Origin of the sequence: Microbacterium sp. I2, assembly GCF_051364985.1 — a bacterium.
Taxonomy (GTDB): domain Bacteria; phylum Actinomycetota; class Actinomycetes; order Actinomycetales; family Microbacteriaceae; genus Microbacterium.
The window spans coordinates 288,967-312,669 of the sequence record NZ_JBLWIH010000007.1; the positions used below are offsets into that span (position 1 = coordinate 288,967).

A 23,703-nucleotide genomic window follows, 5' to 3' on the forward strand; every position below is an offset into this window, starting at 1 on the left:
GGTCAGGCCGAGAGCTCGGTGCGCCCCTTGGAGCGACGAGCCGAGAGGATGGCGCGGCCGGCGCGGGTGCGCATGCGGGCGCGGAAGCCGTGCTTCTTGGCGCGGCGGCGGTTGTTGGGCTGGAAGGTGCGCTTGCTCATGAGGGTTTTCTTCCGATCAGGTGTCACCGGGACGCTCGAGACCGGGGACGCTCTTACAAAGGGACTGCCGCGAGGGCATAAGTCAACCGATTAAGGCTACGTCGAGTCGCCCGATAACTCAAACCGAGTGAGGAACGTGTCATTATGCCCCGGATCTCGAATTGGGCGTGGCAGTGACACGCGGGCGGGTCCTACAGTGGAGTTTGCTCACACGACGCCCGCTGACTAGCGTGGCTCCGGCAGTTATCCACAGGCCAGTCACGGCGATTCCGCGGCACCCGGTGGAATCATCAACAACCCGGGGGGGCCATGTCACCGCACGAAGTCCCAGACGTTCCAGTCTGGTCAGCCGTGCTCGAAGAGCTCGTGAACGATGAGCGGATCACGCCGCAGCTTCACGGATTCATCAGCCTCGCCGTTCCGCAGGGAGTCATGGGGGGCACGCTCTATCTCGATGTTCCCAACGACCTGACGGCCGCGCAGTTCACCAAGCGCATGCGCGCTCCCATCATGGAAGCCCTGTCGCGGGTCGAGCAGGAAGGCCAGAATCCGGCCTCGACGTTCCGCGTCGTCGTCAATCCGGATCTTGCAGACGCGCACCTGACGGCACCCATCCCGATCCAGTCGGGCGCGCTCGGGGGCGGCCATTCCGCGCCCGGCCCTTCGCCCGTCGGCCGCCCGCCGCTGGACGAGCCGGCCGAACCGGCATCCGTCTCGCGCAGCGACACCCGGCTGAACCCCAAGTACACGTTCGACAACTTCGTCATCGGCCAGTCCAACCGCTTCGCGCATGCCGCCGCGGTCGCGGTCGCCGAGGCACCCGCCAAGGCGTACAACCCGCTGTTCATCTACGGCGACTCGGGCCTGGGCAAGACGCATCTTCTTCACGCGATCGGCGACTACGCGCTGAGTCTGTACGCCGGCATCCGCGTGCGGTACGTCTCGAGCGAGGAGTTCACGAACGACTTCATCAACTCGATCGCCAACAACCGCGGTTCGGCATTCCAGGCGCGGTATCGGGACGTCGACATCCTCCTGATCGATGACATCCAGTTCCTGCAGGGCCGTGCCGAGACGCAGGAGGCGTTCTTCCACACCTTCAACCAGCTGCATGACCACGACAAGCAGGTCGTGATCACGAGCGATGTGCCCCCGAAGCATCTCACCGGCTTCGAGGACCGCATGCGCAGCCGGTTCGAGTGGGGCCTCATCACCGACGTGCAGGCGCCCGACCTCGAGACCCGCATCGCGATCCTGCGCAAGAAGGCGCAGTCCGAGCGTCTGCACATTCCCGACGAGGTGCTCGAGTACATCGCCACGGTCGTCTCGAGCAACATCCGCGAGCTCGAGGGCGCCCTCATCCGCGTCTCCGCGTTTGCGAGCCTCAACCGCTCGACGCTCGATATGTCTCTCGCGCAGACGGTGCTGCGCGACATCGTCGACCAGGATGACGCCAACGTGATCTCGCCGACCGACATCATCACGGCGACCGCGGCCTACTTCAAGCTCACGGTCGACGACCTGTACGGCTCGAGCCGCTCGCAGTCCGTCGCGACGGCTCGACAGATCGCCATGTATCTGTGCCGTGAGCGCACGAGCCTGTCGCTGCCGAAGATCGGCCAGCTGTTCGGCAACCGCGATCACACCACCGTGATGTACGCGTATAAGAAGATCAGCGACCTCATGAAAGAGCGTCGCTCGATCTACAACCAGGTCTCCGAGATCACCACTCAGCTGGGCCGCAACGGCCGCTGACGCCGTGTGTCGGCATATGCCGCAAGAAGTCCTTGACACCCGTTGCGGACGGGGCCATTATGCGCGTTCTGCACAGTGTGGAAAACCTGTGGATAACTCTCCGGGGCTGCGGAAACGGCTGTGAAGATCTGTCGAAGCCCTGTGGATGGATTCCGGATGCCTGGAGCCCCGGCATCCGTCATTCCAAAGTCCATCCGCAGCCGCTCCACAACTCACACGCGTGTGGTTTCGGTGTGCCGATTGGGATCAGGGGAGTTGTCCACAGTTTCCACAGCCGTTAACACCATGACAAAAGTCCTTCTCATTGAAACCGTTCGATCACCTTTGCGGTGGACAGGCCGGTGGAAGCGATGCTCGCCAAGAGCGGGACTGGCATTCGGCAGACGTGCCACTAGCATGAGAACCCCGAGCCCGCAGCCTGCGGGTCCGCTGCAGAGGGAGCGTTCGTGAAGTTCCACGTCAATCGCGATGTGTTCAGCGAAGCCGTATCGTTCGTCGTCAAGCTCCTGCCGCAGCGCAACCCCCAGCCGATCCTCGCCGGCGTGCTGATCGAGGCATCCGCCGACGGTCTGTCACTCGCCGCCTTCGACTACGAAGCCTCGGCGCGGACGACGATCGAAGCCACCGTCGACGAGCCCGGCACGATCCTCGTGCACGGCAGGCTTCTCTCCGACATCGCCAGCCGGCTCCCGAACGCTCCCATCGAGATCGCCGTCGATGAAGACAGCGGCATCCTGCTCACATGCGGTTCGGCGCGGTTCACCCTCGCCTCGATGCCGGTTCAGGAGTACCCGGCGATTCCCGAGGTCTCCGGAGACTCCGGCCTCGTGCCCGGCGAGGACTTCGCCACGGCGATCGCGCAGGTCGCGTTCGCGGCGTCGCGCGACGACGTCACCCCCGTGCTCACCGGCGTGCAGCTCGAGGTCTCGGGCACGAGCCTCAGCCTCGTCGCGACCGACCGCTACCGTGTGGCGCTGCGTGAGATCCCGTGGGACGGCGGCGGCACCGCGTCCGAGGAATCGACCACGGCGCTCGTACCGGCGCGGACGCTCACCGAGGTCGGCAAGACCTTCGCGCACGGCGGCGACATCTCCATCGCGTTCTCGGGAACCGGTGACCGCGAGATCATCGCGTTCACGGCCGGCAACAAGACGGTCACGTCGCTGCTGATCAAGGGCAACTTCCCGCCGGTGCGCCGGCTGTTCCCCGAGCAGACCGAGCACCACGCCGTCGTCAACACCGCCGACCTCGCCGAGGCGGTGCGCCGTGTGTCGCTCGTGCTCGATCGCTCGGCACCGCTGCGGTTCACGTTCACGACGGATGCCGTGTCGATGGATGCTTCCGGCACCGAGCAGGCGCGCGCGACCGAGTCGGTCGATGCGAACCTCGTCGGCGAGGACGTCACGCTCGGTCTGAACCCGCAGTACCTGCTGGAGTCGCTCGGCGCGGTCAAGAGCGAGTTCGTCCGGATCACGTTCACCTCGAGCGAGAACGCCAACAAGCTCAGCCCCGTGCTCATCACCCCGCAGACGTCGGTGGACCGGGCCGGTGAAGAGTCGTTCCGCTATCTGCTGCAGCCGAACCTGCTGCTGCGCTGACCCCTGGGAGCGCCCGCATCTCCGGGGCGACGTCGGGCCCGCTGATTAGGCTTGACCGGTGATCGTGGAGCAGCTCAGTCTCGTGGACTTCCGCAACTATGCGGCGGCCGACGTGACTCTGGTTCCCGGCCCGAATGTCTTCGTCGGCCGCAACGGTCAGGGCAAGACGAATCTCGCCGAGGCGATCGCATTCTTCGCGACGCTCGGGTCTCATCGCGTGTCCAACGATGCGCCGATGGTGCGCGATGGGGCGGATGCCGCGATCATCCGCGCACGGCTCGCCCACGGTGAGCGTCGCGTGCAGCTCGAGGCGCAGGTCAACCGTCAGGGATCCAACAAGGCGCGTGTCAACGGCTCCGCAGTCAAGCCCTCCGAGCTTCCGAGGTATGCGCAAGTCGTGCTCTTCGCGCCGGAAGACCTTCAGATCGTCCGCGGCGACCCGTCGGCGCGTCGCCGTTTCGCCGATCAGCTGCTGGTGCAGCGCGCACCCCGCATGTCGGGCGTGCTCGGCGACTACGACCGCGTGCTCAAGCAGCGCACCGCTCTGCTCAAGTCGGCCAGGGCGCGTGGCGTCCGCGGCGACGCGCTGTCGACCCTCGACGTGTGGGACGACAAGCTCGTCGCGCTCGGCACGCAGGTCATCCAGGCGCGGTTGGCCCTCGCCGCCGATCTGGCTGCACCCCTCGCCGCCGCCTACACGGCGATCGCCGGCGCCGACCACCACCCCGAGATCGAATGGGCGCTGTCGATCCGCGGGAATGACCCTGACAGCGACGACCCCGGCACGCCCACGGTCGTGGCCGCCGAGACCGCCGACATCGCCGCGCAGTTCCGTGAGGCGCTGGCCGCCCGCCGCACTGCCGAGCTGGATCGTGGGCTCACACTCGTCGGTCCGCATCGCGACGATCTTCTGCTGAGGATCCGTGAGCTCCCGGTCAAGGGCTATGCGTCGCACGGAGAATCGTGGTCGGTGGCGCTCTCACTCCGCCTGGCGTCGGCCGAACTGCTGCGGGAAGAGTCTGTGCTCGGAGACCCGGTGCTCATCCTCGACGACGTCTTCGCGGAGCTCGACACCGATCGCCGCGCCCGGCTGGCCGGACTCGCGGGCGACTACGAGCAGGTCGTGGTGACTGCGGCGGTCGAGGGCGATGTTCCCGACATCCTCCGCGCGCGCATGGTGCGGGTCGAGGCGGGCCGAATCGTGGAGGAGGCGACGGATGCCTGAGGGCGGCCGTGCGCCGGAGGGCGAGACCCCGCGCATCCCCGAGACGATCGCGACCTATCTGCGGCTACGAGGACTCGAGCCCTCGGCGCGCACCTTCCGCAAGAAGCGGCGTCGCGTCGTCGACGACGAGAATGCTCCGTTCACACCGGGGCGCGACCCGCACGGAGTGGGTGACGTGCTCGCCGACCTCACACGCGAAGCCGGGTGGGACAAGGAGCTGGCTCGCGAAGACGTCGTGCGCGCGTGGGCCGAGGTCGCCGGTGAAGACACCGCCCGGCACACGCGCCCGGTCGCGTTCTCGGAGGGTTCACTCACCGTCCAGGCCGATTCGACAGCGTGGGCGAAGCAGCTGCAGCTCATGAGGGCGCACATCCTGTCGGAGATCGTCCGCCGCTTCCCCGACGCGGGTGTCACAGCGGTGCGCTTCATCGGGCCGGACGTCCCCTCCTGGAAATGGGGTCCCAGAACGATTCCAGGGCGTGGCCCGCGCGATACCTACGGTTGAGGCATCTCTGAAGGTGTCCGGAGGGATTTCCTGGCCTCAGCGGGGCGCGTACGCCGCGTAGCCGGGCCGAAAACCGATAGACTGTCGGGGCCCCCATCGAAGGATATGGAGCCCTCGCGAAGATGACGCCCGACAACCCCGACAACGTTCCTGAGGAACCCGACTACCTCGTTCAGGCTCCCGGTGAATATGGGGCAGACGACATCCAGGTGCTCGAAGGCCTCGAGGCCGTGCGCAAGCGCCCCGGCATGTACATCGGATCGACCGGTGAGCGCGGTCTGCACCACCTCGTCCAGGAGATCGTCGACAACTCCGTCGACGAGGCACTGGCCGGCTACTGCGACAACATCGAGGTCACGATCCTCAGCGACGGCGGTGTGCGGGTGGCCGACAACGGCCGCGGCATCCCGGTCGGCATCCACAAGAGCGAAGGCAAGTCGACGGTCGAGGTCGTGCTCACCGTCCTCCACGCCGGTGGAAAGTTCGGCGGCGGCGCGTATGCCGTCTCGGGCGGCCTGCACGGCGTGGGCTCCTCGGTGGTCAACGCGCTGTCGACCCGTCTCGAAGTAGAGGTGCGTCAGCAGGGTCACGTGTGGCGCCAGTCCTACCGTGACGGCGGGCAGCCGCAGGCACCGCTGGCCAAGGAGGAGGAGAGCAGCGAGACCGGCACGACGATCACGTTCTGGCCGGACGACTCCATCTTCGAGACCATCGATTTCGACTACGACACGCTGCGCACGCGGTTCCAGCAGATGGCGTTCCTGAACAAGGGTCTGCGCATCAGCCTCCGCGACGAACGGCCCAACGCGCTGGTGCCCGACGACAACCCCGGCGACGGCGTCGACGAGCCGCAGCCGCGCCACGACAGCTTCCTTTACGAGCGCGGTCTGGTCGACTACGTCGAGCACCTGAACAAGGTGCGCCACGCGGACGTCGTCAACGACGAGATCATCGAGGTCGAGTCGGAGGACTCCGGCCGCAAGATCGCTCTCGAGATGGCGATGCAGTGGACGACGAGCTACACCGAGAACGTCTTCACGTACGCCAACACGATCAACACGCACGAGGGCGGCACACACGAAGAGGGCTTCCGCGCCGCGCTCACGACGCTCGTGAACCGCTACGCGCGCAGCAACAACCTCCTCAAGGAGAAGGACGACAACCTCACCGGCGAAGACATCCGCGAGGGGCTCACCGCGGTCATCTCGGTGAAGCTGTCGGAACCGCAGTTCGAGGGTCAGACAAAGACGAAGCTCGGCAACACCGAGGCCAAGGCGTTCGTGCAGAAGGTCGTCGGCGATCAGCTGGGCGATTGGTTCGACCGCAACCCGGCTCAGGCCAAGAACGTCATCCGCAAGGCGATCGACGCGGCCAGCGCACGCCTCGCCGCGCGCAAGGCGCGCGAGACGGCCCGCCGCAAGAGCGTCTTCGAGTCGGCGGCGATGCCCGACAAGCTCAAGGACTGCACCAGCAAGGACCCCTCGATCAGCGAGATCTTCCTCGTGGAGGGCGACTCCGCCGGCGGCTCGGCGGTGCAGGGCCGTGACCCGCACACGCAGGCGATCCTCGCGCTGCGCGGCAAGATCCTCAACGTCGAGCGCGCTCGGCTCGACAAGGCCCTCTCGAACAAAGAGGTCCAGGCGATGATCCAGGCCTTCGGCACGGGCATCGGCGAGGACTTCGACATCGACAAGGCGCGGTATCACAAGATCGTGCTCATGGCCGATGCCGACGTCGACGGCCAGCACATCACGACGCTGCTGCTGACACTCCTGTTCCGTTACATGCGCGGGCTGATCGAGGCGGGTTTCGTCTACCTGGCGATGCCTCCGCTGTACCGGCTGAAGTGGACCAACTCGGCGCACGAGTACGTGTACTCCGACAAGGAGCGGGATGCGCTCCTGGAGCACGGTCTCGCCAACGGCAAGCGGATCCCGAAGGACTCCGGTGTCCAGCGCTACAAGGGTCTGGGCGAGATGAACGCCAAGGAGCTGTGGGAGACCACGATGGACCACAGCACCCGGACGCTCCGCCAAGTGACCATCGACGACGCCGCGGCCGCGGACGAGATCTTCTCCGTGCTGATGGGCGAGGACGTCGAATCGCGCCGCACGTTCATCCAGCGCAACGCCAAGGACGTCCGCTTCCTCGATATCTGACGCGCGGTCACCTCGACCTCCGCCGTTCGCGAGCACGCACACCGACGAAAGACACAAGATGGCTGACGAAGAACGTCCCGACCCCAACGCCGAGCACGAGCACGGCCGGATCGACCAGGTCGACCTGCAGCTCGAGATGCAGCGCAGCTACCTCGACTACGCGATGGCGGTCATCGTCGGCCGCGCTCTGCCGGATGTGCGCGACGGCCTGAAGCCGGTGCACCGCCGCGTCATCTACGGCATGTACGACGGCGGCTTCCGTCCCGACAAGTCGTTCTCGAAGTGCGCGCGTGTCGTCGGCGAAGTGATGGGTCAGTACCACCCGCACGGTGATGCGCCGATCTACGACGCCCTCGTGCGTCTCGTGCAGCCGTGGTCGCTGCGGTACCCGCTCGCTCAGGGCCAGGGCAATTTCGGGTCGCCGGGCAACATGGGCGCCGCGGCGCCGCGGTACACCGAGACGAAGATGGCGACGCTCGCGCTCGAGATGGTGCGCGACATCGAAGAAGACACCGTCGACTTCCAGGACAACTACGACGGTCAGACGCAGGAGCCCACGGTCCTGCCGGCGCGCTTCCCGAACCTCCTCGTCAACGGGTCTGTCGGCATCGCGGTCGGCATGGCGACCAACATCCCTCCGCACAACCTCCGCGAGGTGGCGTCCGGCGCGCTCTGGGCGCTCGAGAACCCGGAAGCCTCGCGCGAGGAACTGCTCGACGCGCTCATGGAGCGCATCCCTGGGCCCGACTTCCCGACCGGCGCGCAGATCCTCGGCACCAAAGGCGTGCGCGAGGCGTACCGTACCGGCCGCGGCTCCATCACGATGCGCGCGGTCGTCTCGATCGAAGAGCTCCAGGGCCGCACGTGCCTCGTCATCACCGAGCTGCCGTATCAGGTGAACCCCGACAACCTCGCGGTCAAGATCGGCGACCTCGCTCGCGAGGGCAAGATCACCGGCATCGCCGACATCCGCGACGAGACGAGCGACCGCACCGGTCAGCGCCTGGTCGTGGTGCTGAAGCGGGATGCTGTTGCCAAGGTCGTGCTGAACAATCTGTACAAGCACACCCAGCTGCAGGAGAACTTCGGCGCGAACATGCTCGCGATCGTCGACGGTGTGCCGCGCACGCTGCCCCTCGACGGCTTCATCTCGTACTGGATCGAACACCAGATCGAGGTCATCGTCCGGCGGACGCAGTACCGCCTGCGCGAGGCCGAGAAGCGCATGCACATCCTGCGCGGCTACCTCAAGGCGCTCGACGCGCTCGACGAGGTCATCGCGCTCATCCGCCGCTCGCCGACCGTGGACGATGCGCGCGAGGGCCTGAAGAGCCTGCTCGACATCGACGAGATCCAGGCCGACGCCATCCTGCAGATGCAGCTGCGCCGGCTTGCCGCCCTCGAGCGCCAGAAGATCATCGACGAGGCCACCGAGCTCGAGGCGAAGATCACCGACCTCAACGACATCCTCGTCAAGCCGATGCGCCAGCGCAGCATCGTGCACGACGAGCTCGCCGGGATCGTGGAGAAGTTCGGCGATGAGCGCCGCACCCACATCCTGCACGGCTTCGACGGCGACATGTCGATGGAAGACCTCATCCCCGAAGAGGAGATGGTGGTCTCGGTCACGCGTGACGGCTACATCAAGCGCACGCGAAGCGACAACTACCGTCAGCAGCACCGCGGTGGCAAGGGAGTCAAGGGCGCGCAGCTGCGCGCCGACGACGTGGTCGAGCACTTCTTCGTCACCACGACGCACCACTGGCTGCTCTTCTTCACGAACAAGGGCCGGGTCTACCGCTCGAAGGCGTACGAAGTGCCCGAGGCGGGGCGCGACGCCAAGGGTCAGCACGTGGCGAACCTCCTCGCACTGCAACCCGACGAGGAGATCGCGCAGATCCTCGACATCCGCGACTACGCGGTCGCCACCTACCTGGTGCTGGCCACGCGCAACGGACTGGTCAAGAAGACCCGCCTGACCGAGTACGACACGAACCGCCAGGGCGGGATCATCGCGATCAAGCTGCGCGGCAACGGTTCGGAAGAGGCAGAAGACGCCGATGCCGACACCGATGACGAGGTCGTCAGCGCCCTGCTCGTCGACGAAGGCGACGACATCCTGCTCATCAGCCGGCACGGCATGTCACTGCGCTTCTCGGCGACCGATTCCGCGCTGCGTCCGATGGGCCGCTCGACGTCGGGTGTGAAGGGCATGGACTTCCGCGGCGGCGACAGCCTGCTCTCGGCATCCGTCGCCAAGGACGACGAGTACGTCTTCGTCGTCACCGAGGGCGGCTATGCCAAGCGCACCGCCGTCGACCAGTACCGGGTGCAGAACCGCGGCGGACTGGGCATCAAGGTGGCCAAACTGAACGAGGACCGCGGCGATCTCGCGGGCGGTCTGATCGTCTCGGAGGACGACGAGGTCTTGGTGGTTCTTGCCAGCGGCAAGGTGGTACGCTCTGCCGTGGCCGAGGTGCCTGCCAAGGGTCGCGACACCATGGGCGTCGTTTTCGCCCGTGCTGGTGGAGACGATCGCATCCTTGCGATCGCCCGCAACATCGAGCGAACCCTGACAGCAGAAGCCGAGGACGCCGCCGAGGCCCCCGACGAAGATCCGACCGCTGAAACCTCCACAGCTCCGGACGCCTCGCCCGAGACCCCCGAAGAGAGCACTGACGCATGAGCACGGTAGCCGACAAGCTCGCGAAGAAATCCAGCAGCAAGACCAGCGCCAAGCAGGTGCGCCTGCGCCTGGTGTACATCGACTTCTGGTCGGCCGTGAAGCTGTCGTTCCTGGGAGCGATCGCGATCGCCGTCGTCACCGTCGTGTCGTTCATCGTCGTGTACCTCGTCGTGCAGACGACGGGGCTCATCGCCGAGGCCGACAAGTTCTTCGGCAGCTTCACCGACGGCAGCATCCTGCTGTCGGACTTCGTGAGCTTCCCGCAGGTCCTCGCGTTCTCGGCGGTCGTCGCCATCCTCAATCTCGTCGTCTTCACGGTGCTCGGCGCCGTGGTCGCGGGCATCTACAACCTGGCGGTCAAGGTGACGGGCGGACTGCTCGTCGGCTTCACTTCCAACTGATTCCACGGCCGATCCTCGTCGACGTCGATTCGTGAAATCGTCGTTCGTCGGGTAAAGTCTTGGAGGTTGCGGGGCGCGAGCACCGCACCGAAACGGGGCTATAGCTCAGGCGGTTAGAGCGCTTCACTGATAATGAAGAGGTCCCAGGTTCAAGTCCTGGTAGCCCCACAGGCGATTGAGGCGAGCGCAGTGCTGCTTGCAGATACTGCCGAGCCGATTGAGTCCTGTTGAGCGGACGAAGTCCGCGATCACCCATTGCCCCGGGGCCTTAGCTCAGTTGGTAGAGCGCCTGCTTTGCAAGCAGGATGTCAGGAGTTCGAATCTCCTAGGCTCCACAAGAAGAACGAAGCCGGTCCTGCGGGACCGGCTTCTTCGTCGTTTCTGTGCCGGTCGATAGGGTGAAGCATGGATCTGCGTGTCGCGGCGTACGCGGTCATCCTCGATGAGGACGACCGGCTGCTGCTGGCGCATTGGAACGAAGGCCGGCGCGGGGCGTGGACGATGCCCGGCGGCGGGCTGGAGCCCGGCGAGGATCCCGAGTCCGCGGCACGCCGCGAGGTGAGGGAAGAGACCGGCTACCGCGTCACGGTCGGCCAGCTGCTCGGCATCCATTCTCGTGTGATCCCTCCCGGCAGACGCCTGTCGCCTGGACTGACCGAGCCCCTGCACACCCTTCGCATCGTGTACCGGGCGCATGTCACGGGTGGCCGGCTGCGCAACGAGGTCGACGGCACGACCGATCGCGCCGAGTGGTTCCCCCTCGCCGAGGTGCGCGAGTTGCAGCGGGTCAAGCTCGTCGACATCGCCCTCGAGATGGCGGGCCTGGTCTGACGATTCCGGATGCCGCTACTCGAGCGGCTGCGAGATGTCGTCGACGATCGCGCCATACGCCGCGATGAGGGCGTCCGCGTCGACGAAGAGGCTGTAGCCGTGCGCCCCGGCGCCCATGGCGATGCGTCGCCCGACGATCTCGGCGTCGGCGTAGACGGGCCAGTCGTGGGTGCTTCCGAGCGGAACGATGGTGCCGCGCTCGTAACCCGTGGCCGCGAGAGCACGCTGCGGATCCGGCAGCTGCAGCTTGTTGACACCGACCACCGCCCGCAACTTCGGCCACGAGATCGCGCGGTCCCCGGGGATCAATGCGAACAGATAGGTGTCGTCACTGCGCTTGACGACCAGCGTCTTCACGATGTCGGCGGGACGGATGCCGAGGATCGCGGCCGCTTCGGGAAGGCTGCCTGCCGCGGGCCGCTCCTTGATCTCGATGTCGAGACCGCGTTCGTCCGCCGCCGCGCGGACGCGATCGACGCCCTCGACCGGTTGCCCGAGCGAGGGTCCGGGCAGCGTCATCACGCGTCGGGAGCGCGCAGCGGGTCGTCCGCGACCCAGAGCTCGTCGTCGGCGCGAAGCGTCTGCCACGCGGCGTAGAGCACACCGACCGCGGCTGCCACTCCGAGGATGATCGCGATCACGCCGCCGGCGCCCATCCCCTTCTTCTGCGGAGCCACGCGGTCGAGCTTCGCCGACAGGAAGCGGCTCGCGTCGCGGGAGTACTTGTCGGCCTTCTTGGCGTACTTCTTCGAGTCCGGCATGGCCAGACCGCGTCCGCCCGCGAGACGCGAGCGCGTGTCGTTCGCGGCATCCCACACCGACAACGCCGAGCCGACGACCGCGCCGGCGGCCGGGATCAGCGTGTCGCCGACGACCTGACGGCCGACCTTGACGCCCTTCTGGACATAGGGCGCGGCGTACTTCTCGTAGCCCGCCTGCACCTGCGGCGCGACGTGCTCGCGGCTGTAGTGGCCCAGCTGTCGTCCGGCCTCGCGAGCGACCGTCGCGGCCTCGCCGACCAGCACCTGCTGTGTCTCCCACAGGTTCTCGGCCTGCTTCTGAAGCTTGTGGAGTTCCTTCTTGCGCTTGCGGCTGAGGCTCACGGTGCCCTCCCTGTCGTGGGGATGTCGGTCTCCCCATCTTGCCAGACCGATGCCCGGACGGGAGGGGTTGCAGCGAACTCTGATTCAATGTATGAATGCCCCTTCACACTGCAGTCGCAACCATCCACACCAACCACGGCGACATCGTCGTCAACCTCTTCGGCGACCAGGCCCCGCGCACCGTCCAGAACTTCATCGGGCTGTCCGACGGCACGGGCTCGTGGACGCACCCCGCCACGGAGAAGCCCGGCGACGGCCCCCTGTACAAGGACGTCATCTTCCACCGGGTCATCTCGGGCTTCATGATCCAGGGCGGCGACCCGCTCGGCCAGGGAGTCGGCGGTCCCGGCTACACGTTCAACGACGAGATCAGCCCCGAGCTCAGCTTCACCGAGCCCTACAAGCTTGCGATGGCCAACGCCGGTCTGCGCCGCAACGCGATCACGGGCCAGCCCGAGGGCACCAACGGCTCCCAGTTCTTCATCACCGTGCCCGGCCAGGGCGGCCGCGGACCGGATTGGCTGCAGGGCAAGCACACCATCTTCGGAGAGGTCGCCGACGACGCCTCCAAGGCTGTCGTCGACACGATCAGCGAGGTGCCGACGGCTGCCGGCGATCGTCCCGTCGAGCCGGTCGTCATCCAGTCGATCGACATCGTCACGGTCTGATCGCAGAGACCCGAGCCTCGCCGCGTGACCACCGACGACTTCCGTCGCAACCGCGACAACTTCTGCTACCGGCATCCTGATCGTCAGAGCTTCGTGCTCTGCCAGCGGTGCCTGCGCACGATCTGCCCCGAGTGCCAGACGCAGGGGGCGGTCGGTGTGGTGTGCCCGGAGTGCCTGCGTGAGCAGCAGCAAGCGCAGTCGCCTGCGGAGCGCAAGGCGGAGCGTCGGTGGTCGCGGCCTCGGGCGGTGACCGTCAACGACGGTCGTCCGATCGTCACGTACACGATCATCGGGATCACGGCATTCGCGTACCTGCTGGGTCTCATCCCCGGCGTGGGCGATGCGGTCAAGCAGGCGCTGCTCTTCTGGGCTCCCCTGCTCTACCCGAACCTCAGCGGATCGTTCGAGCCGTGGCGCCTGCTCACCGGCGCCCTCGTCCACTCCTCGTTCTGGCACATCGGCCTGAACATGCTCGCCCTGTGGATGATCGGGCGCAGCCTCGAGCCGCTCCTCGGCCGCTGGCGCTTCATCACCCTGTACGCGCTGAGCACGCTGGGCGGGTCGGTCGCCGTGACGCTCCTGTCATTCGGCACGCCGGTGGTCGGGGCATCCGGTGCGATCTTCGGGCTGTTCGGGGCGCTGCTGATCATCGGCCGGCACCTCGGCGCGAACATCGCCGGCATCGCGATCGTTCTCGGCATCAACCTGGTGATCGGATTCATCCCCGGATTCAACGTGTCGTGGCAGGCGCACATCGGCGGACTCGTGGTGGGCCTGCTGGTCGCGTTCATCTTCACGCGCACGCGTGCGGCCCGGCAGCGCACGCTGCAGATCTGGCTGCTCGTCGCGGTCGGCGCCGGGCTCATCGCCCTGCTGTTCGTGCCGGTCTTCGCCCCGGACCTCGTGCTGGGGTGACGAAACGGCGGAGTTATCCACAGGTTCATCCACAGGTGGGGAGAATCACACCTGTGTAATTCACAGGTGTTAACAGAGTTGTTAACAACTCAAAAGCCCCGGTCACGAGGACCGGGGCTTTCGCGTAGCTGGAGTGGTTATCGCCAGCGCGTCGTCATCAGGAATCCGATGAACGCGATGCCGAAGCCGATCACGAGGTTCCAGGCGTCGATGCCGGGAATCGGGTACTGCATGCCGCTCAGGTAGAAGACGAGGATCCATACCAGACCGATCAGCATGAGGCCGATCATGATCGGCTTGAACCACACCGGGTTGGGTGCAGCTTCGCCTTCTGCGCGCTCGACGAGCGAGTCGTCGTCTTTGCCGGGTCGTGCCATGCCAAGAGTCTAACTGCCAGCCGCGCCACAGCATGCGCTGACTAGACTCCCCCTGTGGAGGAAGCTTTGGCAACCGCGGGGGGCGGGGACCTCCGGACCCGAAATCGGCGACGCCCGCGCCGGCGAACGTCGGTCATCGGAGTGCTCGGCGAGCTGCTCATCACCGCCGGCGTGATTGTGCTGCTCTATGTGGCGTGGCAGCTGTGGCTGGGCGACGTGATCTACGGAGCGCAGGCGAAAGCCGAGAGCGAAGAGTTGTCGCAGCAATGGGCTCAGGAGTACGAGCCGCCCGCACCGGCTGCCACCGGTGAACCGGAACCGGCCGGCCCGGCGACTGTCGAACCGGTCATTCTCCCGGAGCCGGCCGATGCGGAGGTCTTCGCACTCATGAGGATTCCGCGCTTCGGCAGCGACTACGCGTTCCAGATGGCGGGTGGCGTCTCTCGGGCCCGCACACTCGACAAGACCTACATCGGGCATTATCCGGATACCAGCATGCCGGGCGAGCCGGGCAATTTTGCCGTGGCAGCACATCGAACCACTTTTGGCGCACCCTTCAATCGCATCGCAGAACTCCATGTGGGCGATGCGATCGTGATCGAGACCCGCGTGGGCTGGTACACGTACCGTTTCCGCACGCTCGAATACGTCACGCCGAAAGAGACCGACGTGTTGCTGCCCGTACCTCAGGCGATGGATGTTCCCGCAGGAACGCCGTACATCACGATGACCAGCTGCAGCCCGATGTACTCACTGGCTGAGCGGATCGTGGGATACGGCGTGTTCGAGTCGTTCACTCCGATGGACGCCGGCCCTCCGGCATCCCTCCAGGCGGTGACCTGATGTACGCAGGACTGTGGCGGATCCTTCCCGGGCCCTGGTGGGTGCGCGTGATCATCCTCCTCGTGGTCGTCGCGGCGGTGCTCTACGGGCTCTTCTTCTACGCGTTCCCGTGGGTGAGCCAGTTCGTCAACCCGCAGGAAGTGACCGTTGAGTAGGTGGCGGGCGGGGAGGCGATGAGTCCCGCGCCGGTCCTCGTCGTCGACAACCACGACAGCTTCGTCCACACCCTCGTGGGCTATCTCCATGAGCTGGGCGCCGACACCGACATGGTCGAGGCGGATGCCATCGATGACGCCGCGGCTGCGATCGCGGGGCGCGCGGGCGTGCTCGTCTCGCCGGGACCGGGCGCTCCCGCCGACGCCGGTGCGTCGATCGCGGTCGTCCGCGCGGCCGCGGAGTCAGGTATCCCGCTGCTCGGCGTCTGTCTCGGTCACCAGGCCATCGCCGAGGCCTTCGGTGCGCGCGTCGATCACGCTCCCGAGCTCATGCACGGCATGACGTCGCTCGTCAGCCACGACGGCGGGCCGCTGTACGCCGGACTGTCCGACCCGTTCACGGCGACGCGGTACCACTCGCTCTCGATCGTGCCCGAGACCCTGCCGGGCGAGCTCGTCGTGACCAGCCGCACGGCGGGTGGCGTGATCATGGGCGTCGCCCACCGCACGTCACCGATCCAGGGCGTGCAGTTCCATCCGGAGAGCGTGCTCACCGAGGGCGGCCATCGACTGCTGGGCAATTGGCTCGCGACGGTGGGATTCCCGGATGCCGCGGCCCGCGGCGCGCAGCTCAGTCCCCGCCGTTGACGATCAGGTGCCGGAGCAGAACGTCAGTGTGATCTCGGAGTGCACCGCTACATCGCCCGGCGCGAGCGATTGCGCCGACACGGTGGGCGGCGACGAGGCGGGGCAGTTCGGATCCTCCTGCGTGAGCACGGTCAGCTCGACGTCCTCGAGGTCGCGTGTCGCGGCCTCGACGGTGTAGCCGCGCACGTCAGAGATCGTGACGCGACCCGAGGCGACGACGAGGTTCACGGTCGTGCCGGCGGGGACGTTCCCGCCTTCGGTCTGGTCGGCCGAGATCACGGTGCCGCCGGCAAGGCCGGGGTCGTTTCGCTGCGTGATCGTGCCGAGCGCGAGGCCCGCCTCTGCGAGGGCGGCGGCGGCGGCATCCTGCGGCAATCCTGCCAGGGGCGGGACCGTCGACATCTCCTGCCCTGTCGAGACGTAGACGCGCACCTCCTGCTCGGGGGTCACCGACGTCCCTGCGGCCGGATCGGTGCGGATGACATTTCCCTCCGCCACCTCCGTGCTGGCCTCTTCGTCCTGGATCGCGAGCAGATCATGCTCGGCGAGCTCCTCGTTGGCGCGTTCGTAAGTCATGCCGGCCACATCGGGCACGATGCGCACGTTCGCCGGCAGATCGTCGCCCGGCTGGATCGTCAGCACCCAGAACAGGAGGGAGATGAGCAGCACCGCCAGGAGCGCGACGCCGGCCCAGATCCACGCGACCGGCGGCCCGGCCTGCGTGCGCTTCATGGTGGTGTCGGTGCTCAACTGCCGCAGCGAGCGAGCCGTCTCGGCCGCCTGCTTCGGGTTGGGACCGTAGAGCTCGCTCGTGAGCGCGCCCACCTGGCGCTTGGACGGCTGGCGGCCGTCCACCGTCGCGTCCAGTGCCTCGCGGAAGCCGGCGGCGTCCTGGTAGCGCTGGAACGGGTCCTTGGCGAGGGCGCGCAGCGCGACCGTGTCGAGCGCGCGCGGCACCGTCTCGTTGACCTCTGACGGCGGCACCGGGGCCTCGCTGACGTGCTGGTACGCCACGGCCACCGGCGACTCGCCGCGGAACGGCTGCCGGCCGGTGAGCAGCTCGTACAGCACGACACCCGTCGAGTACAGGTCGGCGCGCGCATCGACCGGTTCGCCCTTGGCCTGCTCGGGCGAGAAGTATGCGGCGGTGCCGAGGATCTGCGTCGTCTCGGCCACCGTCGAGGAGCTGTCGGACACGGCGCGGGCGATGCCGAAGTCCATGACCTTCACTTGGCCCGCGTCGGTGACCATGACGTTGCCCGGCTTGATGTCGCGGTGGACGACGCCGGCGCGATGCGAGTACTCGAGAGCCTCGAGGATGCCGTCGACGTAGCGGACGGCATCCGTCACCGGGACGGGGCCTGCCGAGATGATGTCTTTGAGCAGGTGCCCCTTGACGAGCTCCATGACGATGAACGGCACGGGGCGCACCACGCCGTCGGGACCGGTCAGGGAGTCCTCCCCCGCGTCGTACACGCGCACGATCGTCGGGTGGGCCATTCGCGAGGCGGCCTGGGCCTCGAGGCGGAACCGCGTGCGGAAGGCGTTGTCGTCGGCGAGCTCGCGATCGAGGATCTTGATCGCCACTTCGCGACCGAGGGTGACGTCGTACCCGCGGTAGACGCTGGCCATGCCGCCCCGACCGATGGCCTCGTCGACGCGATAGCGTCCCGAAAGCACGCGCGGCTCAGCTGTCACGGTCACTCCCCTGCGTGGAACACCAGCCAGACTATCCGAGCGGGTGCGGGCCACGCGTCCGCGCGGCCCGCACTCCGGAAGTCAGCCTTCGGTCTCGTCGTCGCCTTCGCCGGTCGGGCCTGGCGTCGGAATGATCTGGATCGTGGCGGTGGCTTCACCCGACGGACCGGATTGACGCTCGGCGGAGGGACCGCCCGTGCACGTCACCGTGTATGTCACGATGACGGTCCCGCTCGTGACGTTCACGGGCACGGTGATCTGAGAGTTGCGCTCCGACGCGCCGAACGCCGAGCTCGACTGGCCGTTCGGGAAGGTGCCGACCGACGTCGTGAAGTTGTAGGCGCTCGGCGATCCCTCGCCCGGAGGGCAGGTGTAGCCCGGCCAGCTGACGCCGATCGTGCCGCCCGGGGCGACCGTCGCCGCGCCCAGCGTCGGGTTGCCGGGGACCGGCATGGCGACCTGCGGCCCGTACGTCGTGAGCGTGATGGTGGTGCCCGCCTCGACGCGCCCGGTCGGGTCGACGCTGTACACGACGCCCTCCTGGTCCGCCGTCGGGGCGGCGTTGCCGGCGGTGCACGTGGCGACGAGATCGTTCGTCTCGAGCACACTCCGCGCCTCGTCGCACGTCATTCCCTCGAGCCCCAGCGAGTTCACGTCGACCCGCTCCTCCGGGGGCGTGGGCGTGGGGGTGTTCGACGGCGTACGGCTCGCACTGCTGGACGGCGTCGACGGACCCGGATTCGGGTCGCCCTGGTTCGCCAGCACGGCCCAGATCGTTCCCGCGAGCACCAGCAGCAGCAGAGCGATGAGCGCGATGAGCGGCCACGTCCACGGGCTGCGCTTCTTCTTCTCGGCGGGCTGCTCGTCCTCGGCGCCAGGCTCGCCGGGAGCCGGCATGATGGCGGTCGCAGCGCCCGTCTCGCCACCGGCGGTCAGCAGCTGCGTCGCGGCGTCCGTGGCGACGACACCCCCGGCGACCGCGGGCACCGCGGCGACGGCAGCAGCGACATCCCCCCGGCGCAGCGCCGTCGCGGCACGCGCGACGGCGGCAGCCGATGCGGGACGCTCCTCGGGCTTCTTGGCGATCATCGCCATCACGAGGTTCTGCACCGGCGCCGCAACCGTCGCCGGCAGCGGCGGCGGCTGCTCGTTGATCTGCGCCATCGCGATCGCGACCTGCGACTCGCCCGTGAAGGGGCGCTTGCCGGCGAGGCTCTCGTACGCGACGATGCCCAGCGAGTAGATGTCGGTCGCGGGCGATGCCGGGTGTCCTGACGCCTGCTCGGGCGACAGGTACTGCACCGTGCCCATCACCTGCCCGGTGGCCGTCAGCGGCACCTGGTCGGCGATGCGCGCGATGCCGAAGTCGGTGATCTTGACGCGTCCGTCCGGCGTGATCAGCAGATTGCCGGGCTTGATGTCGCGGTGCACCAGTCCGGCGGCGTGCGCGGCCTGCAGCGCGAGCGAGGTCTGGGCGACGATGTCGAGCGTCTTATCGGTCGAGAGCGATCCGTCGCGCTCGAGGATCGTCGAGAGGGCTTCGCCCGGAACGAGCTCCATGACCAGGAACGCGCTGCCGTTCTCCTCGCCGTAGTCGAACACGCTCGCGATGCCCTCGTGGTTGACCAGGGCCGCATGCCGGGCCTCGGCGCGGAAGCGCTCGAGGAAGCCCGGGTCGCCCATGTACTCGTCTTTGAGGATCTTGATGGCGACGGTGCGTCCGATGACGTGGTCGGTCGCCTCCCACACTTCGCCCATGCCGCCGATCGCAATACGCGAATCGAGTTCGTAACGGCCGCCGAAGGTCACGCCTTGCGTCGGTCTCATCTGCCCAGCACCGCCTCCATGACCTTTTTCGCGATGGGTGCGGCGATGGTGTTGCCGCTGCCCGACTGTCCTTGACCGCCACCGTCTTCGACGACGACGGCCACGGCGACCTGCGGGCTCTCCGCGGGCGCGAACCCCGTGAACCACAGTGAATACGGATCACCGGGGCCGTTCTCCGAGGTACCGGTCTTTCCGGCCACGTCGACCCCGTCTATTCTTGCACCCGACGCCGCACCGTCACTGACATTGGCGACCATCATCGACACGAGCTCGTTCGCGATGTCCTCGTCGAGTGCCCGTCCGAACTCGGTGTCGTCGAACGTCTGCTGCACCGACAGGTCAGGTCCGATCACGCGGTCGACCATGCGGGGGTTCATCACGACGCCGCCGTTGGCGATGCCGGCCGACACCATCGCCATCTGCAGCGGAGTCGCCGTGACCTGCCCCTGACCGAACCCGCTGAGGGCGGTCTGCGCGTCGTCCATGATGGTGCGCGGGTAGCTCGACGCCGTCGAGAGCACCGGCAGCTCGAAGGAGCGGTCGAAGCCGTACTTCTCCGCCTCTTCGCGGATCGCCTGGTCGCCCAGTTCGACCGCCAGCTCGGCGAACGGGATGTTGCAGCTCAGGCGCAGCGCGTCGGCGATCGTGACCGTCTCGCCCGGACCGCACGTGCCGCCGCTGGCGTTGAACACGAGGCTGCTCGACTGAGGCAGCTGGTACGAAGCCGGGTTCGGGAGCGTCGACTGCGGGGTGTACTCGCCCGACGCGAGGGCCGCCGACGCCACGACGAGCTTGAACGTCGAGCCCGGTGGGTTCAGGTCGCCGGCGATGGCACGGTTCGACAGCGGCTTGCCGGGATCCGCGACGAGCGCGTCATGGGCCGCGTTGACCTCGGAGGGGATGTGCGAGGCCAGCAGGTTGGTGTCGAAGCTGGGGCTCGTCACCATGGCCAGCACGCGTCCCGTCGAAGGCTCGATGGCGAGGATGCCGCCCTGGAGGTCGCCGAGTGCCTCGTAGGCGGCGCGCTGCACCTGGGCATCCAGCGACAGGACGACGTTCGAGCCGCGCGGCGGCTGCCCCGTGAAGATGCGCTCGACGCGGGCCAGGAACTGCGATCCGGCGGTGCCGCTCAGCGCGGCGTTCATCGCCTGCTCGATGCCGGTCACCGAACCGGGGCCCAGGGCGGGATTGATGTAGCCGGTCACCGGCGCCCACATGTCGGCATCCGTGTACACCCGCTGCCAGCTGTACACGTCGTTCGAGGGGACCGACGACGCGATGGCCGCGCCGCTGGCGATGATGGATCCCCGCTGCACCTCGAACGAGTCGTACAGCGTGCGCTTGTTGGCCGGGTTCGAGCCGAGTGCGTCGGCCTGCACGACCTGGATCCAGCTCGTCGAGGCGAACAGAGCGAGGAACATGACGAGCATCAGGATGCTGAGGCGTCTCAGTTCTTTTGTCATGATCGCCCCCTTCGGGCGATACGCGTTCGCAGGCTCACGCTCTTGAGGGTGTGCTCGTTGGTCATGTCAGCCGATCACCACCCGGGGACGGCTGCGGACGGCATCCGAGATCCTCAGCAACAGCGCGACGATGATCCAGTTCGCCACCAGCGACGATCCGCCGGCGGCGAGGAAGGGCGTCGTCAGACCGGTGAGCGGGATGATGCGGGTCACGCCGCCGACCATGATGAAGACCTGCAGCGCGATCGTGAACGACAGGCCGGTCGCGAGCAGCTTGCCGAAGTCGTCCTGACCGGCCAGGCCGATGCGGATACCGCGGCTCGTGAACACCATGTAGAGCGCCAGGATCGCGAACACGCCGATCAGGCCGAGCTCCTCACCCAGCGCGGGGAGGATGTAGTCGCTCTCGGACACCGGCGTGATGTAAGGGCGTCCCTGGCCGAGGCCGGTGCCGATGAGTCCGCCGTGCGCCATGCCGAACAACCCGTTGACGAGCTGATAGCTCTCGTTGTCCATGCGCTCGGGGTTGAATGCATCGAGCCAGTTGGTGAACCGGGCGCCGACGTAGGGCAGGATGCGCGACGCGAGGAAGGCGCCGGACACGGCGAGCACCACGCCGATGAGCACCCAGCTGGTCTTGCCGGTCGCGACGTAGAGCATCGCGACGAACATGCCGAAGATCATCACGCCGGTGCCGAGGTCTCGCTGCATCACGATGATCCCGAGCGAGACGAGCCAGATCACCAGCAGCGGACCCAGCTCGCGGGCGCGCGGCCACGTCATGCCGAGGAAGCGGGTGCCCGTCGAGGTCAGGCTCTCGCGCGTGCGCACGAGGTAGCCGGCGAAGAAGATCGCGAGGGCGATCTTCGCCAGCTCTCCCGGTTGGAACGTGAAGAAGCCCAGATCGACCCACACGTCGGCGTTGCCGCCCGCACTGAGGCCCGGGATGATCGGCAGCACCAGCAGCACGATGCCGATGAAGCCGAAGATGTAGGTGTACCGGAAGAGCACGCGGTAGTTCTTCAGGAACAGCACCACCGCGATGGCCGCGAGGAGCGCGATCGCCGCCCACGCCAGCTGGCGGGTCGAGTACGCCTCCCACCCGTGCCGGTCCGCGGCGATGTCGAGCCGGTAGATCATCGCCAGACCGATGCCGGTCAGCAGCGTGGCGATCGGCACGACGAAGGGATCGGCATCCCGCGCCCGAAGGCGGAGCAGGATGTGCAGGGCGATGACGAGCGCCGTGAGCCCGCCGCAGTAGACCAGGAACGTCCAGTCGATCGCGCCGATGGCGCCGAGTTGCACGAGCGCGATCGCGGAACCGTTGATCACGAAGGCGAACAGGAGCAGCCCCAGCTCGCGGTTGCGCTGGGTCTGCGGAACGCGGATGCGCCGCAGCGCCCGCACGACGGCGGTGTCGGTGGCCACGGGGGCGGTCGCCTGACCGGTCGGTGCGCTGCTCATCCGCCTCCCTCCGCGGTGTCGCTGATGCTCGCGACGATACGCCGTGCGTCTGAGAGGGAGCTCGCCGAGATGGTCTGCTCGACAGTCGCGCGCGCGAAGTCCGACAGTGAGTCCAGTGGGATCTGCGTGTCCTCGTACGGCGTGGACAGGACGATGGGGCCGATGTTCTGCTGCACGCCCTGGTAGATCACGACGGTGTCGTCGTCGGCTCCCACGAAGAAGCGCGTCTGGGTCCACTGGTAGCCGATCCACATCGCCCCCGCGATGAGGGCGAGCACGAGCACGACTCCCGCGATCCAGCCCACCCGGCGGCGGCGCACGCGCCGGCGGTCCTCTTCGATGAGCTCCTCGAGGAACTCCGCGGCCGGCTCGAAGTGCGTGGGCTCGTTCGCCGCCTGCCGGTTGGGGTGAAGCCAGCTGGTGCGGCCGGGGCGCGCGGCCGGCACCTCTACGCCGACCGGGTTGGACGCCGAGCCCACGATCGTGGGCGTGCCCGAGAAGACGGGATGCTGTCCGCCCACGTCGACCAGCACGATGGTGACGTTGTCGGGGGCGCCGCCGTCGAGGGCCTGCTTGAGCAGGTGGTCGGCCGTGCGGCCCGGTGCGAGCCCCATGCCGAGGGCTTTCGCGGTGTGCGGGTCGTCGACGACGCCGGACAGGCCGTCCGAGCAGAGCAGCCAGCGGTCGCCGGGCTGGGTCGGCATGATGAACGAGTCGAGCTCGGGATCGGGATCCATGTCGCCGAGCACTCGCATGAGCACCGAACGCCGCGGGTGGTACCGCGCCTCTTCGGGCGTGATGCGCCCCGAGTCGACCAGTCGCTGCACGAACGTGTGGTCGGTGGTGATCTGTGTGAGGGCACCGTCGCGGAAGAGGTAGATCCGTGAATCCCCGATGTGCGCGATGACCGCGTACTCGTCGACCATGATCAGCGCGCTGACCGTCGTGCCCATGCCGGCGAGCTCGGGCCGCACGTGCACCGTGTCGATCAGCTCGACGGCGGTGTCCGAGATCGCGTCGCGAAGAGCCTTCTCTGCGGCGGCGGTGGATTCGTAGGGACGGTCGAGGCGTTCCAGCCGCGTGATGGCGAGGCTCGAGGCGACGTCACCTCCGGCGTGGCCCCCCATGCCGTCGGCGACGACGAACAGGTTCGAGCCGGCATAGCCGGAATCCTGGTTGTTGGAGCGCACCTTGCCGGTGTGCGAGATGGCGGCGCTCGAGCCTTGGAAGACCATGCGAAGG

The 23,703-nt window shown here is 67.4% G+C and carries 22 protein-coding genes and 2 tRNA genes; 15 read left to right on the forward strand and 9 right to left on the reverse strand.

All coding sequences use genetic code 11. From position 1 onward, the window contains the following. Nucleotides 1-2: 2 nt before the first annotated feature. The gene (rpmH, locus tag ACLKM7_RS06440; RefSeq protein ID WP_064002918.1) at nt 3-140 is read right to left on the reverse strand and encodes a 50S ribosomal protein L34; all 138 of its coding nucleotides are present in this window, start codon (nt 138-140) and stop codon (nt 3-5) included. Between the two features lie 309 nt (nt 141-449). On the opposite strand from rpmH, the gene dnaA reads away from it, so the two are divergent. From dnaA to ACLKM7_RS06490, 10 genes are all read left to right on the forward strand, one after another. Then, nucleotides 450-1,895, forward strand: a complete 1,446-nt coding sequence (dnaA, locus tag ACLKM7_RS06445; protein WP_436446325.1) for a chromosomal replication initiator protein DnaA — start codon at nt 450-452, stop codon at nt 1,893-1,895. A gap of 446 nt (nt 1,896-2,341) precedes the next feature. Further along, nucleotides 2,342-3,493, forward strand: a complete 1,152-nt coding sequence (dnaN, locus tag ACLKM7_RS06450; protein WP_436446326.1) for a DNA polymerase III subunit beta — start codon at nt 2,342-2,344, stop codon at nt 3,491-3,493. Between the two features lie 58 nt (nt 3,494-3,551). Continuing rightward, nucleotides 3,552-4,718 (forward strand): DNA replication/repair protein RecF, encoded by a 1,167-nt coding sequence (recF, locus tag ACLKM7_RS06455; RefSeq protein WP_436446327.1) that lies wholly within the window; start codon nt 3,552-3,554, stop codon nt 4,716-4,718. After that, nucleotides 4,711-5,223: a DUF721 domain-containing protein gene (locus ACLKM7_RS06460; protein WP_436446328.1), complete on the forward strand. Its 513-nt coding sequence runs from the start codon at nt 4,711-4,713 to the stop codon at nt 5,221-5,223. Before recF ends, ACLKM7_RS06460 begins: the two co-directional genes overlap by 8 nt. Before the next feature lie 122 nt (nt 5,224-5,345). Next, nucleotides 5,346-7,382 carry a DNA topoisomerase (ATP-hydrolyzing) subunit B gene (gene gyrB / locus ACLKM7_RS06465; RefSeq protein WP_436446329.1) on the forward strand — a complete coding sequence of 679 codons (2,037 nt, stop codon included), beginning with the start codon at nt 5,346-5,348 and terminating at the stop codon, nt 7,380-7,382. Nucleotides 7,383-7,440: 58 nt separating this feature from the next. Next, the gene (gene gyrA / locus ACLKM7_RS06470; RefSeq protein ID WP_436446330.1) at nt 7,441-10,068 is read left to right on the forward strand and encodes a DNA gyrase subunit A; all 2,628 of its coding nucleotides are present in this window, start codon (nt 7,441-7,443) and stop codon (nt 10,066-10,068) included. Further along, nucleotides 10,065-10,469 (forward strand): DUF3566 domain-containing protein, encoded by a 405-nt coding sequence (locus tag ACLKM7_RS06475; protein ID WP_436446331.1) that lies wholly within the window; start codon nt 10,065-10,067, stop codon nt 10,467-10,469. The genes gyrA and ACLKM7_RS06475 overlap by 4 nt, the downstream gene beginning before the upstream one ends. Before the next feature lie 94 nt (nt 10,470-10,563). After that, nucleotides 10,564-10,637 (forward strand) — tRNA-Ile (locus tag ACLKM7_RS06480). Nucleotides 10,638-10,731: 94 nt separating this feature from the next. After that, nucleotides 10,732-10,804: transfer RNA gene (locus ACLKM7_RS06485), tRNA-Ala, on the forward strand. Between the two features lie 70 nt (nt 10,805-10,874). Then, nucleotides 10,875-11,300: an NUDIX hydrolase gene (locus tag ACLKM7_RS06490; protein WP_436446332.1), complete on the forward strand. Its 426-nt coding sequence runs from the start codon at nt 10,875-10,877 to the stop codon at nt 11,298-11,300. Nucleotides 11,301-11,315: 15 nt separating this feature from the next. On the opposite strand, the gene ACLKM7_RS06495 is transcribed toward ACLKM7_RS06490, so the two are convergent. Beyond that, nucleotides 11,316-11,819: an aminoacyl-tRNA deacylase gene (locus ACLKM7_RS06495; protein WP_436446333.1), complete on the reverse strand. Its 504-nt coding sequence runs from the start codon at nt 11,817-11,819 to the stop codon at nt 11,316-11,318. Further along, a complete protein-coding gene (locus ACLKM7_RS06500) occupies nt 11,819-12,403 on the reverse strand; it encodes a DNA helicase (RefSeq protein ID WP_436446334.1) in 585 nt (194 codons plus the stop codon). Before ACLKM7_RS06500 ends, ACLKM7_RS06495 begins: the two co-directional genes overlap by 1 nt. Nucleotides 12,404-12,498: 95 nt before the next feature. On the opposite strand from ACLKM7_RS06500, the gene ACLKM7_RS06505 reads away from it, so the two are divergent. Both ACLKM7_RS06505 and ACLKM7_RS06510 read left to right on the forward strand, forming a co-directional pair. Further along, nucleotides 12,499-13,071, forward strand: a complete 573-nt coding sequence (locus ACLKM7_RS06505) for a peptidylprolyl isomerase (RefSeq protein ID WP_436446335.1) — start codon at nt 12,499-12,501, stop codon at nt 13,069-13,071. Nucleotides 13,072-13,095: 24 nt separating this feature from the next. Further along, on the forward strand, nt 13,096-13,986 hold the full coding sequence (locus tag ACLKM7_RS06510) for a rhomboid family intramembrane serine protease (protein ID WP_436446336.1): 891 nt from the start codon (nt 13,096-13,098) through the stop codon (nt 13,984-13,986). A 137-nt stretch (nt 13,987-14,123) separates the two neighbouring features. Here the strand turns inward: ACLKM7_RS06510 and ACLKM7_RS06515 are convergent, their stop codons facing one another. Beyond that, nucleotides 14,124-14,363 (reverse strand): cell division protein CrgA, encoded by a 240-nt coding sequence (locus ACLKM7_RS06515; RefSeq protein ID WP_168913330.1) that lies wholly within the window; start codon nt 14,361-14,363, stop codon nt 14,124-14,126. A gap of 66 nt (nt 14,364-14,429) precedes the next feature. Between ACLKM7_RS06515 and ACLKM7_RS06520 the strand changes: the two genes are divergently transcribed. The 3 genes from ACLKM7_RS06520 to ACLKM7_RS06530 are packed head-to-tail and all read left to right on the forward strand — an operon-like array spanning nt 14,430 to nt 16,009. Beyond that, on the forward strand, nt 14,430-15,206 hold the full coding sequence (locus ACLKM7_RS06520; protein ID WP_436446472.1) for a class E sortase: 777 nt from the start codon (nt 14,430-14,432) through the stop codon (nt 15,204-15,206). After that, complete coding sequence (locus tag ACLKM7_RS06525) at nt 15,206-15,361, forward strand: hypothetical protein (RefSeq protein ID WP_168913331.1); 156 nt, start codon at nt 15,206-15,208, stop codon at nt 15,359-15,361. Before ACLKM7_RS06520 ends, ACLKM7_RS06525 begins: the two co-directional genes overlap by 1 nt. A gap of 18 nt (nt 15,362-15,379) precedes the next feature. Further along, complete coding sequence (locus tag ACLKM7_RS06530; RefSeq protein ID WP_436446337.1) at nt 15,380-16,009, forward strand: anthranilate synthase component II; 630 nt, start codon at nt 15,380-15,382, stop codon at nt 16,007-16,009. A 3-nt stretch (nt 16,010-16,012) separates the two neighbouring features. Here ACLKM7_RS06530 and pknB read toward each other — a convergent pair whose 3' ends face one another. The 5 genes from pknB to ACLKM7_RS06555 form a co-directional block, all read right to left on the reverse strand. Beyond that, nucleotides 16,013-17,707: a Stk1 family PASTA domain-containing Ser/Thr kinase gene (gene pknB / locus ACLKM7_RS06535; protein WP_436446338.1), complete on the reverse strand. Its 1,695-nt coding sequence runs from the start codon at nt 17,705-17,707 to the stop codon at nt 16,013-16,015. Nucleotides 17,708-17,788: 81 nt separating this feature from the next. Then, nucleotides 17,789-19,534, reverse strand: a complete 1,746-nt coding sequence (locus ACLKM7_RS06540) for a serine/threonine protein kinase (RefSeq protein WP_436446339.1) — start codon at nt 19,532-19,534, stop codon at nt 17,789-17,791. Continuing rightward, the gene (locus ACLKM7_RS06545) at nt 19,531-20,997 is read right to left on the reverse strand and encodes a peptidoglycan D,D-transpeptidase FtsI family protein (RefSeq protein ID WP_436446340.1); all 1,467 of its coding nucleotides are present in this window, start codon (nt 20,995-20,997) and stop codon (nt 19,531-19,533) included. Before ACLKM7_RS06545 ends, ACLKM7_RS06540 begins: the two co-directional genes overlap by 4 nt. 66 nt (nt 20,998-21,063) lie before the next feature. After that, complete coding sequence (locus ACLKM7_RS06550) at nt 21,064-22,461, reverse strand: FtsW/RodA/SpoVE family cell cycle protein (RefSeq protein WP_436446341.1); 1,398 nt, start codon at nt 22,459-22,461, stop codon at nt 21,064-21,066. Then, nucleotides 22,458-23,696, reverse strand: a complete 1,239-nt coding sequence (locus tag ACLKM7_RS06555) for a PP2C family protein-serine/threonine phosphatase (RefSeq protein WP_436446342.1) — start codon at nt 23,694-23,696, stop codon at nt 22,458-22,460. Before ACLKM7_RS06555 ends, ACLKM7_RS06550 begins: the two co-directional genes overlap by 4 nt. Nucleotides 23,697-23,703 lie beyond the last annotated feature (7 nt).

Excerpts from the sequence above, each read along its gene's own strand:
- ACLKM7_RS06525 (WP_168913331.1), top strand. The coding sequence starts at position 15,206 with ATGTACGCAGGACTGTGGCGGATCCTTCCCGGGCCCTGGTGGGTGCGC.
- ACLKM7_RS06495 (WP_436446333.1), bottom strand. The coding sequence starts at position 11,819 with ATGACGCTGCCCGGACCCTCGCTCGGGCAACCGGTCGAGGGCGTCGAT.
- ACLKM7_RS06490 (WP_436446332.1), top strand. The coding sequence starts at position 10,875 with ATGGATCTGCGTGTCGCGGCGTACGCGGTCATCCTCGATGAGGACGAC.
- ACLKM7_RS06475 (WP_436446331.1), top strand. The coding sequence starts at position 10,065 with ATGAGCACGGTAGCCGACAAGCTCGCGAAGAAATCCAGCAGCAAGACC.
- gyrB (WP_436446329.1), top strand. The coding sequence starts at position 5,346 with ATGACGCCCGACAACCCCGACAACGTTCCTGAGGAACCCGACTACCTC.
- dnaA (WP_436446325.1), top strand. The coding sequence starts at position 450 with ATGTCACCGCACGAAGTCCCAGACGTTCCAGTCTGGTCAGCCGTGCTC.
- ACLKM7_RS06530 (WP_436446337.1), top strand. The coding sequence starts at position 15,380 with ATGAGTCCCGCGCCGGTCCTCGTCGTCGACAACCACGACAGCTTCGTC.
- gyrA (WP_436446330.1), top strand. The coding sequence starts at position 7,441 with ATGGCTGACGAAGAACGTCCCGACCCCAACGCCGAGCACGAGCACGGC.
- ACLKM7_RS06550 (WP_436446341.1), bottom strand. The coding sequence starts at position 22,461 with ATGAGCAGCGCACCGACCGGTCAGGCGACCGCCCCCGTGGCCACCGAC.
- rpmH (WP_064002918.1), bottom strand. The coding sequence starts at position 140 with ATGAGCAAGCGCACCTTCCAGCCCAACAACCGCCGCCGCGCCAAGAAG.
- ACLKM7_RS06460 (WP_436446328.1), top strand. The coding sequence starts at position 4,711 with ATGCCTGAGGGCGGCCGTGCGCCGGAGGGCGAGACCCCGCGCATCCCC.
- ACLKM7_RS06515 (WP_168913330.1), bottom strand. The coding sequence starts at position 14,363 with ATGGCACGACCCGGCAAAGACGACGACTCGCTCGTCGAGCGCGCAGAA.
- ACLKM7_RS06555 (WP_436446342.1), bottom strand. The coding sequence starts at position 23,696 with ATGGTCTTCCAAGGCTCGAGCGCCGCCATCTCGCACACCGGCAAGGTG.
- ACLKM7_RS06540 (WP_436446339.1), bottom strand. The coding sequence starts at position 19,534 with ATGAGACCGACGCAAGGCGTGACCTTCGGCGGCCGTTACGAACTCGAT.
- ACLKM7_RS06545 (WP_436446340.1), bottom strand. The coding sequence starts at position 20,997 with ATGACAAAAGAACTGAGACGCCTCAGCATCCTGATGCTCGTCATGTTC.
- ACLKM7_RS06505 (WP_436446335.1), top strand. The coding sequence starts at position 12,499 with ATGCCCCTTCACACTGCAGTCGCAACCATCCACACCAACCACGGCGAC.